17 protein-coding genes and 1 pseudogene are annotated in these 18,011 nt (G+C 39.4%); 5 read left to right on the top strand and 13 right to left on the bottom strand.

Features of this window, described 5'->3' with window-relative positions; genetic code table 11:
- Nucleotides 1–47 precede the first annotated feature (47 nt).
- From sufC to N6A79_RS05145, 4 genes are read left to right on the top strand one after another with little or no spacing between them, the layout of a single operon-like run.
- On the top strand, nucleotides 48–803 hold the full coding sequence (gene sufC, locus N6A79_RS05160) for a Fe-S cluster assembly ATPase SufC (protein WP_262080205.1): 756 nt from the start codon (nucleotides 48–50) through the stop codon (nucleotides 801–803).
- Between the two features lie 12 nt (nucleotides 804–815).
- Nucleotides 816–2,096, top strand: coding sequence for a Fe-S cluster assembly protein SufD (gene sufD, locus N6A79_RS05155; RefSeq protein WP_268547254.1), 1,281 nt, complete (start codon nucleotides 816–818; stop codon nucleotides 2,094–2,096).
- A 27-nt stretch (nucleotides 2,097–2,123) separates the two neighbouring features.
- Nucleotides 2,124–3,365: an aminotransferase class V-fold PLP-dependent enzyme gene (locus N6A79_RS05150; protein WP_442784254.1), complete on the top strand. Its 1,242-nt coding sequence runs from the start codon at nucleotides 2,124–2,126 to the stop codon at nucleotides 3,363–3,365.
- On the top strand, nucleotides 3,362–3,763 hold the full coding sequence (locus N6A79_RS05145) for an SUF system Fe-S cluster assembly protein (RefSeq protein ID WP_268547253.1): 402 nt from the start codon (nucleotides 3,362–3,364) through the stop codon (nucleotides 3,761–3,763). Before N6A79_RS05150 ends, N6A79_RS05145 begins: the two co-directional genes overlap by 4 nt.
- Nucleotides 3,764–3,877: 114 nt before the next feature.
- Here N6A79_RS05145 and N6A79_RS05140 read toward each other — a convergent pair whose 3' ends face one another.
- From N6A79_RS05140 to N6A79_RS05130, 3 genes and pseudogenes are all read right to left on the bottom strand, one after another.
- Nucleotides 3,878–4,354, bottom strand: a complete 477-nt coding sequence (locus tag N6A79_RS05140) for a hypothetical protein (RefSeq protein ID WP_262080203.1) — start codon at nucleotides 4,352–4,354, stop codon at nucleotides 3,878–3,880.
- Between the two features lie 452 nt (nucleotides 4,355–4,806).
- Nucleotides 4,807–5,376 (bottom strand): annotated as a pseudogene (locus N6A79_RS05135) (IS1595 family transposase); the annotation flags it as partial.
- 143 nt (nucleotides 5,377–5,519) lie between these two features.
- Nucleotides 5,520–7,406 carry an ABC-F family ATP-binding cassette domain-containing protein gene (locus N6A79_RS05130; RefSeq protein ID WP_268547252.1) on the bottom strand — a complete coding sequence of 629 codons (1,887 nt, stop codon included), beginning with the start codon at nucleotides 7,404–7,406 and terminating at the stop codon, nucleotides 5,520–5,522.
- Between the two features lie 248 nt (nucleotides 7,407–7,654).
- On the opposite strand from N6A79_RS05130, the gene ndk reads away from it, so the two are divergent.
- Nucleotides 7,655–8,077: a nucleoside-diphosphate kinase gene (gene ndk, locus N6A79_RS05125; RefSeq protein WP_182419205.1), complete on the top strand. Its 423-nt coding sequence runs from the start codon at nucleotides 7,655–7,657 to the stop codon at nucleotides 8,075–8,077.
- Nucleotides 8,078–8,251: 174 nt separating this feature from the next.
- On the opposite strand, the gene N6A79_RS05120 is transcribed toward ndk, so the two are convergent.
- The 10 genes from N6A79_RS05120 to surE all read right to left on the bottom strand — a co-directional run bounded on the left by N6A79_RS05120 (nucleotide 8,252) and on the right by surE (nucleotide 17,822).
- Nucleotides 8,252–9,127 (bottom strand): META domain-containing protein, encoded by an 876-nt coding sequence (locus N6A79_RS05120; RefSeq protein ID WP_268547251.1) that lies wholly within the window; start codon nucleotides 9,125–9,127, stop codon nucleotides 8,252–8,254.
- Nucleotides 9,128–9,768: 641 nt separating this feature from the next.
- Entirely contained in the window at nucleotides 9,769–11,076 is a 1,308-nt protein-coding gene (gene purB / locus N6A79_RS05115; protein WP_268547250.1) for an adenylosuccinate lyase, read from the bottom strand.
- An 85-nt stretch (nucleotides 11,077–11,161) separates the two neighbouring features.
- Nucleotides 11,162–11,851 (bottom strand): ribulose-phosphate 3-epimerase, encoded by a 690-nt coding sequence (gene rpe / locus N6A79_RS05110; protein WP_268547249.1) that lies wholly within the window; start codon nucleotides 11,849–11,851, stop codon nucleotides 11,162–11,164.
- A gap of 376 nt (nucleotides 11,852–12,227) precedes the next feature.
- Complete coding sequence (locus N6A79_RS05105; RefSeq protein WP_182419201.1) at nucleotides 12,228–12,788, bottom strand: invasion associated locus B family protein; 561 nt, start codon at nucleotides 12,786–12,788, stop codon at nucleotides 12,228–12,230.
- 366 nt (nucleotides 12,789–13,154) lie between these two features.
- Nucleotides 13,155–13,634: a molybdenum cofactor biosynthesis protein MoaE gene (locus N6A79_RS05100; RefSeq protein ID WP_268547248.1), complete on the bottom strand. Its 480-nt coding sequence runs from the start codon at nucleotides 13,632–13,634 to the stop codon at nucleotides 13,155–13,157.
- A gap of 2 nt (nucleotides 13,635–13,636) precedes the next feature.
- On the bottom strand, nucleotides 13,637–13,888 hold the full coding sequence (gene moaD, locus N6A79_RS05095; RefSeq protein ID WP_268547247.1) for a molybdopterin converting factor subunit 1: 252 nt from the start codon (nucleotides 13,886–13,888) through the stop codon (nucleotides 13,637–13,639).
- A 103-nt stretch (nucleotides 13,889–13,991) separates the two neighbouring features.
- The gene (gene pgsA, locus N6A79_RS05090; RefSeq protein WP_182419198.1) at nucleotides 13,992–14,570 is read right to left on the bottom strand and encodes a CDP-diacylglycerol--glycerol-3-phosphate 3-phosphatidyltransferase; all 579 of its coding nucleotides are present in this window, start codon (nucleotides 14,568–14,570) and stop codon (nucleotides 13,992–13,994) included.
- Nucleotides 14,571–14,844: 274 nt separating this feature from the next.
- Nucleotides 14,845–16,185, bottom strand: a complete 1,341-nt coding sequence (locus N6A79_RS05085) for a peptidoglycan DD-metalloendopeptidase family protein (protein ID WP_268547246.1) — start codon at nucleotides 16,183–16,185, stop codon at nucleotides 14,845–14,847.
- 125 nt (nucleotides 16,186–16,310) lie between these two features.
- A complete protein-coding gene (locus N6A79_RS05080) occupies nucleotides 16,311–16,973 on the bottom strand; it encodes a protein-L-isoaspartate(D-aspartate) O-methyltransferase (protein ID WP_182419196.1) in 663 nt (220 codons plus the stop codon).
- Nucleotides 16,974–17,063: 90 nt separating this feature from the next.
- Nucleotides 17,064–17,822 carry a 5'/3'-nucleotidase SurE gene (gene surE, locus N6A79_RS05075; protein ID WP_268547245.1) on the bottom strand — a complete coding sequence of 253 codons (759 nt, stop codon included), beginning with the start codon at nucleotides 17,820–17,822 and terminating at the stop codon, nucleotides 17,064–17,066.
- Between the last annotated feature and the right edge of the window lie 189 nt (nucleotides 17,823–18,011).

Below are 18,011 nucleotides of genomic sequence, written 5' to 3'. Positions count from 1 at the left end.
TCGGCTGGCAGCTTTGTTTTAGCGCCGCTGTATAAAGGATTAAAAATATGTTAGAAATTAAAAATCTTCATGCTCGTATTGCTGAAAGCGGTACAGAAATTATTCGTGGGTTAGACCTTACTGTTCAAGATGGTGAAGTTGCTGCCATTATGGGTCCAAATGGTTCAGGTAAATCAACCCTTTCTTATATTCTTGCTGGACGTGATGATTATGAAGTCACTGAAGGCGAGATTATCTATAATGGCGAAAATATTTTAGAACTTGATCCCGCAGAGCGTGCAGCTCTTGGTGTATTTCTTGCATTCCAATATCCTATGGAAATTCCAGGTGTTGCAACCATGGAATTTTTAAAAGTTGCAATGAATGCACAGCGCCGCGCACGCGGTGAACCAGAATTAAAAATCCCTGAATTCATTAAACGTGTCAAGGATGCCGCAGAAGATTTGCAGATGGATATGGCTATGCTAAAGCGTCCATTAAATGTTGGCTTTTCCGGCGGTGAAAAGAAGCGTGCGGAAATTCTTCAAATGGATTTATTGGAACCAAAGCTTTGCGTTTTGGATGAAACCGACAGTGGCCTTGATATTGATGCTTTGAAAATCGTTGCTGATGGTGTCAACAAATTGCGCGGTCCAGATCGCTCATTCCTTGTTATTACCCATTACCAGCGTCTTCTTGACTATATTGTCCCAGATACCGTCCATGTTCTTTATAAAGGCCGCATAATTAAAAGTGGTGATAAATCCTTGGCACTTTATCTTGAAAATAATGGCTATGCAGAAATCATTGGCGAAGGCGCATAAGGGAGCTTGTTAATGTCTATTATGACAAAGGCTGAACATACATCAGCTGAAAAAGCCCTCATTGAAGGGTTAGAGACCGTTGCTGCCCAACTTCCTGGTGATGTTGGCAATGTTTTGTTACGCCAAAAAGCAGTTGAAACCTTTGCGGAAAAAGGCTTACCATCACGCAAAATCGAAGCTTGGCATTATACAGATTTACGCACCTTGTTGCGTGATATCCCCGATTTTGTAACGGATAAAGCCTTTGCAAGTGATGGTGAACCCGCAGTGCTAGAGCCAATTTTGGCAGGTAGTACAGTTTTGCCATTGATAAATGGTAAATGCATAAATAGTGATGCACTTGCAAATGCTAAACCAGTAGCAAGAGAACTTTCATCAGGCACAATTTCTTTGCCAAAGCATTTTGCTAGCGATGATGTGATCAGCCAAATCAACACCGCTTATGTAAGCGATGGCTGGTCGATTAATATTGGCGATAATGACAATGATATTAATCTTATCGAGATTCAAAATATTGTCACGGATGGTCAAGCCCATACCACATCACCAGTAAGTGTGGCAGCGGGTAAAAAGGCAATCATTATTGAGCGTCAACTAGGCGATGATAGCCCTAGTTTTTCTAGCGCGATTAATCGCTTAGCGGTTGAAGATGACGCTGAAGTGCTTTGGATAATTATTCGTGAGCGTAACCAGCACGCAGTGGAGTTTAATCAGTTTAACGCTGTTTTACAAAATAACGCCAAATTGAAGCTCTATATTATCAATGCTGGCGTTAAACTATTACGCCAAGAAATTAATGTAGATCTTTGCGGCGAAGGCTCTGACTTCCAATTACGCGGTGTCAATTTGCTTAACGGACAAAGTCATACCGACACAACAATGACCGTTCGCCATTTGGTTGAAAATACTACTTCAACCGAAATTGTACGCAATGTTGCAATGGATAAAGCACGTGGTGTTTTCCAAGGTATGATCCGCGTTTCGCGTGAAGCACAAAAGACCGATGCTCGCATGGCATGCAATAGTCTTATCCTTTCCGATCAAGCAGAATTTGACGCAAAACCAGAACTAGAAATTTTTGCTGATGACGTTGCTTGCGGCCATGGCGCAACTGTCACCGAGATTAACCACGACCATTTATTTTATTTGATGGCACGCGGTGTACCAGCGGCATTAGCTAGAGGGTTGCTAGTGAAAGCTTTTGTTCAAGAGTTAATTGAAGAGCTTGAGGACGAACCCCTTGAAGATGCGTTAAAATCCACAATAGATCAATGGCTTATCGACCACTTATAATGTAAAATATAAAGTAAGGGACTTATAATGACCTTGGAAAAAGCAAGCGAGATTTTTGACGTTAATCGCATTCGCAAGGATTTTCCTATCCTCTCGCTCGAGGTTTACAATAAGCCCCTTGCCTATCTTGATAATGGTGCATCCGCGCAAAAACCACAATGCGTCATTGATGCTATCACCAATGCTTATAGTGGCTCTTATGCCAATGTGCATCGCGGTTTGCATTTTTTATCTAACGCAGCAACAGACCTTTATGAGCAAGCACGTGAAAGCGTTCGTAGCTACCTTAATGCATCATCAAGCGATGAGATTATTTTTACCAAAAATGCCACTGAGGCAATTAATACAGTAGCCTATGGCTATGCAATGCCTAACCTAAATGACGGTGATGAAATTATCATTAGCGTGATGGAACATCATTCCAATATTGTTCCTTGGCATTTTTTGCGTGAAAGACAAGGTGTAAAGCTCGTTTTTCTGCCCGTAGATGACGCCGGTGTTCTTCACTTTGAAAGTTTTGAAAAAGCGCTGTCACCACGAACAAAATTTGTAGCTCTTACCCATATGTCCAATGTTTTGGGTACTGTTCCACCAGTTAAAAAAATCATCAATCTCGCTCATCAGCACAATATTCCTGTACTCATTGATGGTGCACAAGGTGCAGTGCATTTGGATGTTGATGTACAGGCTTTAGATTGTGATTTTTATGTTATTACCGGTCATAAATTATATGGACCATCCGGCATCGGTGCGCTTTACGGTAAAAAATCTATTTTAGAAAAGATGCGACCATTTCAAGGTGGCGGTGAAATGATTGAGGAAGTACGGGAAGATTACATTTCCTACAACCATCCTCCTCATCGTTTTGAAGCAGGGACACCGCCGATTGTGCAAGCAATAGGCCTTGGCGTTGCACTTGATTATGTGCAAAAAATTGGTCGCAAAGCAATAATGGAATATGAGCATCGGCTCACCCTTTATGCCCATGAACGTCTAAACGAAATTGAAGGATTGCGTATTATTGGCAATGCGCCCAATAAGGGTGGTATTATTTCATTTGAAATACAGGGAATTCATGCCCATGATATTTCGATGTTTGCCGACCGCCAAGGTGTTGCGTTACGCGCTGGCACCCATTGTGCACAGCCATTGCTGACGCGTTTTGGTGTCACATCAACCTGTCGCGCATCGCTTGCTATGTATAACACCAAAGAAGAAATTGACCAATTGGCTAACGCTCTTGAAAAAGCGAGGACTTTTTTCAGATGACCGAAAATACTGAAGAACAAAAGACGGATAAGTCTGCTATCGATTTGGAAACATCCCCAGAAGCTGCTGTATCAGCTATTCCTGCTGACGAACTGGATCGGCTGACAGATGATATTATCGCAGCATTGAAAACTGTCTTTGACCCTGAAATTCCTGCAGATATTTATGAGCTTGGTCTTATTTATCGGATTGATATCGAAGATGATCGCTCGGTTAAAATTGAAATGACATTAACTGCCCCTGGCTGCCCTGTTGCCGGCGAAATGCCTGGATGGGTTGAAAACGCAGTTAGTGCGGTTGAAGGTATTCCTTTCGTGGAAGTCACGATGACATTTGATCCGCCATGGTCACCTGACCGCATGTCTGAAGAAGCACAAGTTGCAGTTGGCTGGTATTAAACATCGTAAAGCTGCATGTTATTTATTGCAACTATGCAGCTTTAGATACTCAATATAACGCCTTATTTTACAACAATAATAATGGCTTTAAGTTTTTGTGTACGACAAAACAAGTTATCCATATTTGCGTAAGGCATCAAGCATATAGTTGCGCCCTTTAAGTGATAAGCCGACATCCTCATTTAAAATTTCCATAAAATCATCATTACTTACATACTGATTATCAATTTTATCAATGATTTCGGCATCACCAAAAACTACATAAAACTTGTTTTCATCTTGCTTCCAAATAAATAGAGAGACACCTTGATATTTAAACAATGCATTTTGATAAACTAGATCGCCAAATATCTCGTCATAATCATCTATGCGATCAATAGAAAAATTTTGACTTTCATTTTTTGAAAAAAAGCCAATAATCTCACAAATTTTCTCTGCACCGCTTAATTTAAGATAATAAGACAATGCCGGCTTATCCAATGGCATTACAGATATGCGCGATTTATATTTAAAATGTGCGATCACTTCCGCATCAAGCAGCACGTCATCATCAAAAAACTTTACAACATCCTTATCAACACACTTAACCAATTTGCTCCCCTAATTTTATCAATACTTAGAAACAATACTTAAAAGCTAAAGCACATAAAATGGTTATATCAATATACCATAATTGGAAGCTCATGTCAGTAAAGTTAAGGTTTTTTAGCAAGCTTCTTATTTCTAGCGGCGTCTGTATATTGTCTAACATTTTGCCTTTTTGTGCAAAGATTCACACTGGTAAGATTGATACATCTTTATAGATCAATTCATGCAATACCAAGATCATCACCATCGAACTTGATCAACAGTAAAGTAGCCTCTAATTTATAGGAACTATGAATATAACCTAAGCATTTAAAAAGCTCTTATTGTCAAAATAGCAGTTTTGACATGATATCGTTTTGCAATATTTCCTCTGTCTCACCAATAGCCACATCAAACCAATTAATCACTCACCCAACACGCATCGACCAAGTTATGATCGCGGCCATATCATTTAATCAACCCATAAATTGTTTAACCCATTGTTTAATCAGTTTTAATTTCGCTTTCGGCAATAGGCTGTTAAATCGCCACTCATATTCCTTTGAAAAAGGTCCAAAATTTTTTCTTAGTAAACCATTAAATTTACGCATATGTCGTTTGGCTTGGTTCCAAAAATTCTCAATGCCGTTGATGTGATTGCTTTTGTCTACAAACAGTTTTAAATGGTTGATGCAATAATGTTTAAACTCTGACATATCCAAGCCATTATATCCTTGCCAATAGTTGCTATAGATAATACTATCGGGTACAACTTTGCATTTAATGATGGGCAATAAACTGGCATTTGATACATCAAGAATAATCTTCGTATACACACATCCGCCGAGCTTGAGAAAACTAAAAACAGGAAGTTTGCCACCTGCTCCACGTCCACGATTACTCTTGCGTTCACCACCCAAATAATCCTCATCAACCTCAATCTCACCGTCAAAAACTTCACCCACTTCTTGCTGTTTTTGATAGGCAATCAGCACACGAAGTCTTTGATAGTAATAGGTAAATTCCTTGAAATTGAAATCAAATAAATAAGCGACGCTTTCTTATACCTATACCAGTAAACTTTCTCATTCATCTGGTGCAGCCCCGATAACCATTTCTAATGATTGCAATGGCATATTGAAAAACGATATTTAACCGCCGTTTAAATATATACTTTTGATCTTGCACATCACTCAGCAATAGCGGCTTCATATTCTTCAGTCAGCAATAACCATTTATTTTCGGCTTCTTCTAACTGATTAATATAACTAGCTCGCTCTATCGTTTTTTTTGTCGCTTGATCAGGCGATGAAAGATAAAGATCACCTTCACCCAATTCGATGTCTAATTTAGATATTTTTCGTTGTAACTTTTCTATATCTGCTTCAAATTTTTGAATTTCTTTTCGTAACGGCGCAAGAGCCTGCCTCTTATCCGCATTAATTTTTCGTTGATCGGTTTTTGGCTTATCCGTTTCTGCGCTTACTTTTTTTTTAGAGTTAGAAGATTTATTTGAGTTTAAAACCTCTGCCCTATAGGCGTCCATATCACCTTCATATACACCAACGCCGCCATCACGAACAATCCAAAGGCGATCCATTGTTGCGTCAATCAAATGACGATCATGGGCAATAAGAATAACTGCACCATTAAATTCGTTTAATGCCTCAACGAGTTCAGCTCGACTATCAATATCCAAATGGTTAGTCGGCTCATCGAGAATTAAAAGATTAGGACCATCAAAAGTTGCTAGCCCCATTAAAAGTCGCGCTTTTTCACCACCTGATAATTCTTTTGCCTTGGTCATCATTTTAGCAGTTGAAAGCCCCATTCGCGCCACACGAGAGCGAATTTTAGCTTCTGGCTCTTGTGGCATCAACCGGCGCACATGCTCAATAGCATTTTCTTCTGGATATAGATCATCTAATTGATGTTGTGCAAAAAAGGCCACTTTTAAATTTGGCGACAGTGTGATGGTTCCACTCTCCCCCTTTAATCGACCTGCAATAAGCTTAGCAAAAGTTGATTTACCGTTGCCGTTCGAACCCAAAAGGGCAATACGGTCATCATTATCGATTCGTAAATCGAGATTTTTTAATATCGGTTTGTGTGGTTCATACCCTACATTGACATTTGAAAGCGCAATAATGGGAGAAGCAGCAACTTTTTCAGCATCGGGGAAACTAAATGGCTCCACACCTTCGCTTTTCCAAACAGTAATGGGCTTTAATTTTTCAAGAGCCTTTAAGCGTGATTGCGCTTGCTTCGCCTTGGTAGCCTTGGCACGAAATCGCGCAACAAAGGCTTCCATATGGCTTTTTTTCGCTTCTTGCTTTACTGCTTGCTTTTGCTGAAGTTCCATTGTTTCAGCACGCTGGCGTTCAAACTGGTCATAATTACCCCGCCAAAAGGTGAGTTTTTGGTTTTCTAGATGTAAGATGGATGTGGCAGCACTATTCAAAAGATCTCTATCATGGCTAATAATAACAACAGTATGGGGATATTTCTTAATGTAATCTACAAGCCACATTATCCCTTCAAGATCGAGGTAATTAGTAGGTTCGTCCAATAGCAAAATATCAGGTTCGGCAAATAAAACAGCCGCAAGCGCAACACGCATACGCCAACCACCAGAAAAAGATGATGCTGGGCGTAATTGCGCCTCATTATCAAAACCAAGGCCGGACAAAATGGTCGAAGCACGCGCTTCTGCTGAATGGGCATCAATATCAGCAAGCCTGATATGTATTTCAGCAATGCGCATTGGATCTGTTGCGGTTTCAGCTTCCTGCATCAAAGCACTACGCTCTTTATCCGCTTCCAATACAATATCGATTAGCGATTGTTCAGTAGCAGGTGCTTCTTGCGCAACTTGTCCGATTTTAGCACCTTTCGGCAATACTATTTTCCCAGTTTCAGTACTAAGTTCGCCAACGATTGCTTTAAACAAAGTAGACTTTCCAGTGCCATTATGTCCGACAAAACCGGTTTTTGAGCCTTCAGGCAAGATTGCGCTACTATGATCAATCAACAATTTGCCAGCCATTCGCAGGGTAACATCATCTAAAATTAACATTTCAAGCCGGCCTTTTACTATTCGTCTGGTTATAGAACTGAAAATGTCCATAAGCTTCCACATAAAAGCTAAACTGGTACATTTTATCTGTGATAGGGGTTTAAATCACACTTAGCTTCACATTTTAAAGCTTTGCAGTATAAAAACAATGTTGAAAGTGATATAAGTCTTCTAGCTTCTCTTGGCAAGCATAACGAAGATCGCTATACCACAGATGATATTGATTTTAACTTATAAAGGGCGAAAAAATGGCTATTGAACGCACATTTTCGATGATTAAACCTGATGCAACCCGCCGCAATATTACTGGCGCTATCGTAGCTATGATTGAAGAAGCTGGATTGAAAGTTGTTGCTTCTAAGCGCGTATGGATGAGCTTGCGCGAAGCAGAAGGCTTTTATGCAGTGCATAAAGAGCGTCCTTTCTTTCAAGAATTGACTGAATTTATGTCTTCTGGACCAACAGTTGTGCAGGTTCTTGAAGGTGAAAACGCAATTGCAAAATATCGCGAATTGATGGGTGCCACTAATCCTGCAAATGCAGAAGAAGGTACGATTCGCAAAGCACATGCTTTGTCAATTGGCGAAAATTCAGTTCACGGTTCAGATGCTGTTGAAACTGCAAGTGAAGAAATCGCTTATTGGTTCTCACAAACTGAAGTAGTTGGATAATTATCACAGCGTTAAGCTGCAATAATACATGAAAAGCCTGATTGAAAAATCAGGCTTTTTTATATCAATATATTTGATGCAAGTTCCAAATTTTAAAAAACAACATTGTGAGGCCACGCAATCGAGTTTTTGGCTATATATGTAAATAAAATAACCTGTAACTACAACAGTGCTTTAAATAGAGTTATTGGTAACAAAACGAGCAATAACGCGATTGTGCTGGTCTTTAAGATTAAGCGTATTGTCTTTGTCTACTTCATAGCTTCTTACTTTGGACATCATATTAACAAAGCGATTTTCCTGATCAGTAACAACTTCAGGGCAACTTATGAATGTCATTCCAAGCGGATCAAAGGTTAAAGAATTACTGTTTTCATTTATAAGCGCTACCGAAAAAAAGCGATTGCAGCCACCCGAACCATTCACACTAAAACGACTAGAAACTGCTGCGCTATTATCTAGCCCTAACGCCGGTGCCTGGACGGAACTATTAACTGTCAAACTTACATTTGTTCCCTGCGATATTTGTATGTCATTTATTTCGCGGGCTATCCATTCAGAACCAACTATTCCCTTTTGCTTATTTACAATAGGCATTGGTTGGCCAATAGAAGCAAGGCGCATGATATACCCAGCCTGCTTGTGATCTACCATTGTAGGCGTTTCACTCACATAAATAAGTGAATCCCCCACAGAAATACGCGCCTTCAAACTATATTTATGGGCATTATCTAAGTCATTAAGGTCAATAGGTAGTTTGAATTCAGTTTTCCCAGAACTACTTGCAGGGGAACGTGTTTCACTCACCACTTTTTGAGAACCCGCTACAGTTTGGTCAACGAGTTGAACAAGCAAGCTAGCTTGACTAGGCAAGCTACTGGCTTGTTCATAATGAACTTGTCCGAAAATTTGTTTTTCTGCAATAGCTGCATGTGCATGGCTAACACCACTCATTTGAGTGTAGCCATCAGATAGATGGTCTTTACTCAACTGCAAAAATGCAGTTAAAACAACACCAAAAGAAACAAAAGTGATCAATCTACGCTTCATATAATGCAGCTCGTCCCTATACAATTAACAACTGCTTGGCTTATTATCAATTTATTAAGATAATTTTTCCATTAAGAAAAACCTAAAAGATACCACGATATCTTATTAAAATTATTCAAAATACCTCTTAACCCTAACGAATAAAAATGGCTTAAAACCAAACAAAACTATAAAGGTAGCTTGTACAAATAATAGCAAAACCTTTATTCCATTTACTTGATCCAAAACGGCATATTCATCACAAAAATACAGCCAGAATTTCTCAAGTATAAGAGAACAGAGTTAATTAAGCACTAAATCAAGGCAAAAGCCTGACATTCACCCGATTTAATAATGAAATATTTTTTCAAATTGAAAAACCATGTGAAATGATTTTTTCTGACTAACGCCATAGTGATACAAGAGACAATATTGAGCTCATAAAAAATAATGTAAAATCATTTTAATGATAAATTTATTCAATAAAATTAATAGATTAACTACTTTTCAGAAGAAATATGCAAAGAACCAAATGAATTTTAATATTCCCCTTAATTATGCACTTCACCTTGAATGCAAAAAGCGTATCTAACATTTTATAAAATGCTAGATACGCCCATAAGAATCACTTCACTTAAATATTTATCGTCACCTAGAATGAATTAATGTTCACCAAAAACACGATCAAAAATGGTATCAACTTGCTTAGTATGATAACCAAGATCAAACTTTTCACGAATTTCTTCTTCTGACAATGCATTGCGAACATCTTCATCCTGAAGCAGTTCTTCTAAGAAATCTTTGCCCTCTTCCCAAACGCGCATGGCATTACGTTGAACAAGGCGATAGGAATCTTCACGACTAACACCTGCTTGGGTTAAGGCTAGAAGAACACGCTGCGAATGAACGAGACCACGGAATTTGTTTAAATTCTTCATCATATTTTCTGGATAGACCAGAAGCTTTTCAATAACACCGGTAAGGCGAGCCAATCCAAAATCGAGAGTAATGGTTGCATCTGGACCAATATAACGCTCAACCGATGAGTGGGAAATATCACGCTCATGCCAAAGGGCAACATTTTCCATAGCTGGCATGGCATAAGAACGCACCATACGCGCAAGACCAGTAAGATTTTCGGTTAATACTGGATTACGTTTGTGTGGCATTGCCGAAGAGCCCTTTTGTCCAGGAGAAAAATACTCTTCCACTTCCAGCACTTCGGTACGCTGCAAATGGCGAATTTCAATTGATAGACGCTCAACCGATGAAGCAATAACACCAAGAGTTGCAAAGAACATTGCATGACGATCACGTGGAACAACCTGAGTTGAAACCGGCTCAGGGCGCATACCAAGCGCTTTAGCAACATATTCCTCAACGCGTGGATCAATATTCGCAAAAGTGCCAACTGCGCCAGAAATTGCGCAAGTTGCGATTTCCTCTTTTGCTGCGGCAAGACGATCTCGGCAACGGCTAAACTCCGCATAGGCTTGCGCCAATTTCACACCAAATGTTGTGGGTTCGGCATGGATACCATGGCTACGACCAATAGTGACACTATTCTTATGTTCAAAAGCACGTTTTTTTAATGCAGCGAGAAGTTTATCTAAATCATCCAATAAAATGTCGCTCGCACGCATCAATTGAACATTTAAAGTCGTATCAAGAACATCCGAAGACGTCATACCTTGGTGGATAAAGCGAGCATCAGGACCAACGAACTCAGCAAGATGGGTCAAAAACGCAATCACATCATGCTTGGTGATTGCTTCAATTTCATCGATACGAGCAACATCAAAAACAGCAGCCGATCCCTTTTCCCAAATAACTTTGGCAGATTCTTTTGGAATAACACCAATTTCAGCCAAAGCATTACATGCGTAAGCCTCAATTTCAAACCAAATACGATATTTCGTTTCTGGAGACCAGATAGCAACCATATCGGGGCGGGAGTAACGAGGGATCATTTTTTTCTTTCCTGTTTTACAAGGGGAATAATTTTAACTTGCACTAAAATAGTTCGTAATATTGAAAATTCCGACGTCTCACAGTCTATGAACGCCACTTTGAAATTCCGCTTTTTGCAGCATCACGAATATCACTGATACGCGGACCATAGGTTGTAGCATCCCCTCCTTTATAGATAGCGGATCCTGCAACGAGAGCATTGGCACCTGCATGCGCAATAGTTTCAGCATTTTGTGGACACACTCCACCATCCACTTCAATATCAATAGGACGATTGCCAATTAGTGCTTTTACACGAGAAATTTTGTCTAAGCTTGAGGGGATAAAACTTTGACCACCAAAGCCGGGATTTACGCTCATGACCAAAACAAGATCAACATCATCAAGGATATATTCAAGAACGCTTTCAGGTGTAGCCGGATTAAGCGCTACGCCAGCCTTTTTTCCCAAACTGCGAATAGCTTGCAGTGAGCGATGCAAATGTGGACCTGCTTCAGCATGGATAGTTATAATATCACAACCCGCTTTGGCAAAAGCCTCAATATATTGATCGCATGGAGCAATCATCAAATGAGTGTCAAAAACAGCATCAGTTAAAGGACGAATGGCTTTCACCACATCAGGACCAAAAGTAATATTTGGAACAAAATGTCCATCCATTACATCAATATGTATCCAATCCGCCCCAGCGGATACAACATCTTTTACCTCTTGACCAAGCTTTGAAAAGTCAGATGCTAGAATAGAAGGAGCAATAATTATTTCAGTGGACATGACTATTTCCTATAACCGCATAAGACGGTAAAAATACCATTACTTGCATTTCAATCTAATGGAATTAAATAAATCCGGATTAACGAATGTTAAGCGCTCTTAGATTTGTTTTAATACAAGAAAAGAAACAAGGCAAAAGATATAAAACACAATCAAAAGAATTTTTGACAAGAATGTAAAAAATACTACATCACTACGCAAGCACGGAGAGACTTCATCTTATATAAAAATTGCTGAGCAGCAAAGTTTATATAATAAAAATAATTACATGCCCAACTAAAACACAAAAGAGCATTTTAACACAATTTAATGTATAAAACGCTCTTCTATCCGTACTATTTAAATTAAACAGCCATAAAAAATTGCTAAAACGCTTCTAAGGTAATGCGTTATAACCCGCTTTTACACCATCAAGGTTAATGATACCGCCAACACCATCTTGCGGGGTTGTAAAGACATAAAAGGTTGCATTCTTACCGTTGAGGAATGAAGCAAGTTCGGTATTATTGAGCAATACCTCAGCAACACAACTATCACCCAAACAACGGCGATACGGCATATGTCCCATATCGGTTGTGCCATCAATCATAATACCAATACCGAGTTGTAGCTCTACGCGAATAGGAACAATAACACGCAGTAAAGTACCTTGATCCTTTGCTGGCCTTTTTATGAACGAAACACGAAAAGAAATGTCTGGACGATCCTTAGCGCGAGCACTTTGCGTAATTTCGCATTGGATATTAGGTGTGCCAGATGGTTGACTACATACTTTTGTCCAAGAGCCAAAATTTTGGTTTTGTGGTACGTCTTGTTGACTAGCAGGCTGTGCAAAAGCTATCACAGGTGCCATACCCAGGGAAACAAGCAATCCAGTCATAGAGATAGCACAAATTGCTTTATTCACGGATTTAAAAAAATTTCCAAAAGCTGACATAAGAACTCCTGCTCGAATCACGCAACAATTATTGCGTAAAATGATGTTAAAAAATTAACACCAATACAAATATTTATTTTATGTGCTCTTACAAATTTAAAACACATAACATGTAACCATACTCAATCATTAATTAGTCTTAAATAATCCAAAAAGGATATATAAAAAACCTTACTATATTGTTAGAAAAATGTTTAATACATTATTTCTTGGTGGTTGGTTGCCTCTATTTTTAAATGAACATCACAGAACATTATAAAACATGATTTCATTAAATCATTTCCAAGCAAAGGGAAAGACGATTTTTACATAATATCACATAAGATAAAAATAGCTTTAATATACTATTTTACGATAAAATTGAAATCAACCGTTTTGCCAATGATCGCGTTTTAACCGATCATCCTGCTTTGCCTCAACCCAACTACCAGTACTACCATCTTTCTTATGCTCCTTCTTCCAAAAAGGGGCATCGGTTTTTAAGTAATCCATAATAAAATTTGCCGCTTGAAATGCAGCAGTGCGATGTTTAGAGGTTGTTATAACCAGAACAATATTTTCCCCCACCCCAATCAATCCATAACGATGAATGACTGTAACAGCATCAAGTTCCCAATATTGGGCAGCATTATTTGCCATTTTTGCAATTTGCTTGTCAGCCATATTAGGATAATGTTCAAGTTCCAGCGCTTTTAATGTACCAGCTTCATCTCGGCAAAGACCAAGAAAACTAACAACCGCCCCAATATTCTTATTCTTACCGGTCAGCCGTTCAATCTCAGAATTAACATCAAAATCTTTGTCTTGAATGCTGACATAAATATCAACAGCTTTACTATCAATCATAATCATCCTCCCGTCATTGGAGGGAAAAAAGCTATTTCTTGCGCCCCAACAATTGCTGCATCATGCAATACTTGCTCATGATCAATTGCAACATTTATAATAGCTTCATTTGCGAAAGCGGAGGCATATTTTTCATCACTGTTTTTTAAAAACTCAAAAAGCTCGCTGACATTTGTTACCGTTTCGGGCAATTCAATTTTTTCTTCTGCTGTGCCAATTTTCTCTCTGACCCAAGCAAAATAAACGAGTTTCATAACAATTTTCCTTAACGGTGTTTTCTGCAATTAATATAAATAGGCAATGAACGCTTTTTAAGAATACATTACTCTAAAATAAATGCTAAATTCAAATTAGTTGTCAAATAATGTGTTTAAGTCCAGCTCTAAAATAATCCCATCCAGTAATTAATGTTAATATGGCTGCAATCCACAATAAAACAAGACCAAGTTGTGTTGTGTAAATGAAGTAGGGCTCGCCTGCCTGCCCTATGAGCAAGATCATCAGCGCTATCATTTGAACTGTTGTTTTCCATTTAGCAAGGCGCGATACCGGAACTCCGACCTTCAATTCAGCCAAATATTCCCGCAAACCCGACACCAAAATTTCACGACAAAGAATGATAATTGCGGCCCAAAGCGACCAGCCTGCAATCGTTCCATTTGCAGCTAACAGCAAAAGACAAGTCGATACCAATAATTTATCAGCAATAGGATCAAGCATACGGCCTATATTAGATGTTTGCTTCCACATGCGTGCAAGATAGCCATCAAAAAAATCAGTAATGCTAGCGACTACAAAAATAATGAAAGCCGCCCAATGTGCGGTATCTGATGATTTGAATTCACCTTCAGGAAAAAAACACAACACCACCAACGGCACAGCAATAATGCGTGCATAAGTCAGTATATTAGGAAAAGAAAGAGCATTATTTTTCATGCGCGGTGCCGTAATCCAACATTTTTAAAAGCCTTACACTCTAGTAGCATGTCTTAATGACCTTGTAAAATGACAGAAAATTTAAATGGAAAGCAAATCCCCTAGTTTAAACAAAAAAACGGCCTGATAATCTATCAGACCGTTTTAAACAAAAAGCTAATATACGAAATATAGGCTTTAAACTACTTTATTTATAATTATCGGGTAGTAAACAAAGTAATCTGCAACCTTATTTCGATGAACTTATATGCACTAATATCATACTCGCATTGCATTAGTTTTCTAAAAACTTCGCAGGATTTACGGGCACTGAATTTTTACGAACTTCAAAATGTAGCTTAGGTGTGGCTGCATTGCCAGACATACCTGACTTTGCAATTTCATCGCCGCGACGTACTTGCTGGTTACGCTTTACAAGAATTTTACTATTATGCCCATATACAGTCACAATATTATTTTCGTGGCGGATAAGTACAGTATTACCAAATTCCTTCAAGCCATCACCAGCATAAATAACAACGCCATTTTCTGCTGCGCGTACTGATGTACCTTCAGGAACCAAGATATCTAGACCATCATTGGTAACAGTACCTTCCCTTTGGCCAAAGCTGCTCAAAATACGTCCACGTGCCGGCCAACGCATTTGCGAAATACCTGTTGCTTGCGGTGCAACAGCCGCAACTTGCTCAGCTTGAGCAATAGAATCATTTTTTGAAGCAACAGCATTTTGGGCTTGCGGTGGCTGTTGGGCTTGACCGTTCGTCGCATTTTGTTGTTGTGTTGGCGCAATTGGCTGAGGAGCAGTGGTTGGCTGATCCATACGAACAGCAACCGTGTCAATCACATTACTTTGATTGCTAGCTGGAGCCGTATTTTGATTAGACGTTGAGGCTTGCGCAGCAGGCGCATTTGGCCGCACAGCAGCTACTTGTTGATTTCCAGCTTGCGTACGAGGTACACTCACTGGGGTTACAGCTGCATTAGCTGACGCTACAGCAGTACCTTGATTACCTGTACCACGACCTGGAATAATTAAATTTTGACCTACACGAATCGCACCACTTGAAAGCCCGTTGGCATTTTTAATATCATTAACGCTAACACCATTACGATTAGCCACACGCGTCAAAGTATCACCACTTTGAACGATATAACTGCGATTATTAACGCTTGATGAAGCGTGACCGCCTTGCACAGCATTTGCCGGCAATGTACCAAGATTACGCGGTGGCTCGCCAGTACCGGCAACCTGCCCTGGCGCCAATTGGTGTGTTGGCTGCTGTGGGTATTGCTGCGCCGGCGTCTGATATTGTGGCTGTTGCGGAGCCTGATATTGTGGTTGCTGCGACGCTTGATATTGTGGCTGCGCTGGTGGCAAAGCATTGCTTTGGATAGTTCCGCTTTGCACTGGCGGCGGCAATTGTTGCGGCTGTGCCTGCTGTTGCGGAATAGGACGATTTACTGCAGCTTGCTGTGATGGTGTCGAATTTGTAAAGAGACCATCGGTAAACCGCATAGTATCAGAACTACAACCAGCAACTAAACCAGTAATTACTATGAGTGCCGCCCCCTGAATATAGCGGCGTGAAACCTTATCAATTATTTTTAAATGCATCTGATTTGCCTGTACCCGATAATCAATGACAAGGCCATTAAATAGGGTTAATCTTACTTGAGAGTTAAGATTGGAAAAAAAATGTCAAAAAAATGCAATTTTTCTTATATTTTGCCATAAAATAATCATAAAATTTCAGCGACACCCTCAATAAATGGTTGATAACGTACTCTAAACATATCTGAGCGCTCAAATCTGGTACCCGTTTTGGAATAACGCATGATGGTTTGTACCCCATCATCCACTCCAAGTGGAACGAGCAAAATACCATTACCTGCTAACATTTCCATGAAGGCTAAAGGCTCCTTCACCATTGCTGGCCAAATAATAATACGGTCGAATGGACCATTACCCGGAATGCCGCGCATGGCATCGGTTTGCCGTAAAATAATGTTATCAAGCATTAGATTTTGAAATCGTATGCGTGCTTCGTCACATAAAGTTTTATAACGTTCAATTGTAGTAACACGCCCAGCAAGGCGCGCCATCAAAGCTGCAGTAAAACCTGATCCCGTACCTACTTCTAAAACACGATGTTTTTTTTCAAGCTGCAAAGTATTAATCAAAATCAATTGCTCATCAAGACGTTCAATATATTCGCCGCATTCAATGGGTATAACGCTATTACTATAGGCAATATCACTAAAAGCCGAATCCATAAAATTACGTCTCGGCGTCTGTTCCAATGCCAATAATAGCTCAGAAAGGTCAATTCCCTTTGCACGCATGCGCAAAGCTAAACCTGCTAGAGCTTCATATTCCGACAATACCTTATTTTCAGCAGCCATAGTCTTATTAACTCTTCAACTTCAACAACCAAAAGCATCAACGGTGCTTTTGGCTCAAACATATAAAATGCACTTAACAATAAAAAAAGATTAAGAAAATGCTTTCTGTAAAACGGCAATTTCATCTTGCGCCGTAAGATCAAGATGCAAAGGCGTAATAGAAATCTTTTTCTTATCCACCGCGTAAGCATCGCTACCAATTGCACATAAATGTCTATTGCGCGAAAACTTTAACCAAAAATATGGAAAACCACGCCCATCATGGCGCTCATCAATATAAATATCATGAGCAATATGCCCTTGATGGGTAACTTCGACACCCGTAACCTCATTAGACCCGCAAGCTGGAAAATTAAGATTAGTCAAAACACCCTGCTTATAGGGTAATGAGATCAATTTTTGTAAAATAGCAGGCGCATGCTGCCTTGCTGTATCCCATGGAATAATCCGATTATTATTCTCACTTACATATTCTTGCGAAAGAGCAAAGGAGCGCACGCCCAATAAAGTCCCTTCCATAGCAGCTGCAATAGTACCAGAATAAGTAACATCATCAGCAAGATTACCGCCTGAATTCACTCCAGATAAAACAATATCAGGGGCTTGTGGCATAATATGCTTGATAGCCATAATGACACAATCGGTTGGCGTTCCACGGACAGAAAAATGACGATCGTCAATCTGTCTCATGCGCAAGGGATCGGAAAGGGTTAAAGAATGCGATAAACCACTTTGGTCTTTTTCAGGAGCAACAACCCACACATCATCACTTAAAGATCTTGCAATATCCTCAAGGACGGCTAAACCTTCGGCATGGATACCATCATCATTGGTAATTAAAATCCGCATGTGAAACTCCTTGAATTTCTTAAAAATCTAAGTTGAATAGAATTATAATGGTCATGCAACTTTAGAATAAAGCCAACAGATTGAATAAACTGATATATTACAATAGTGTTGGCTTCATTTTTAAAATAGACAAGCTATTTAGCAGCATAATGCTTTATTAAACATGCTGCCAACTTATGACAGCATGAT

This window comes from Bartonella sp. HY761 (assembly GCF_026743145.1).
Lineage (GTDB): Bacteria > Pseudomonadota > Alphaproteobacteria > Rhizobiales > Rhizobiaceae > HY038.
The sequence above is the reverse complement of the archived record's forward strand: the minus strand, read 5'-3'. Positions and strand labels throughout refer to the sequence as shown.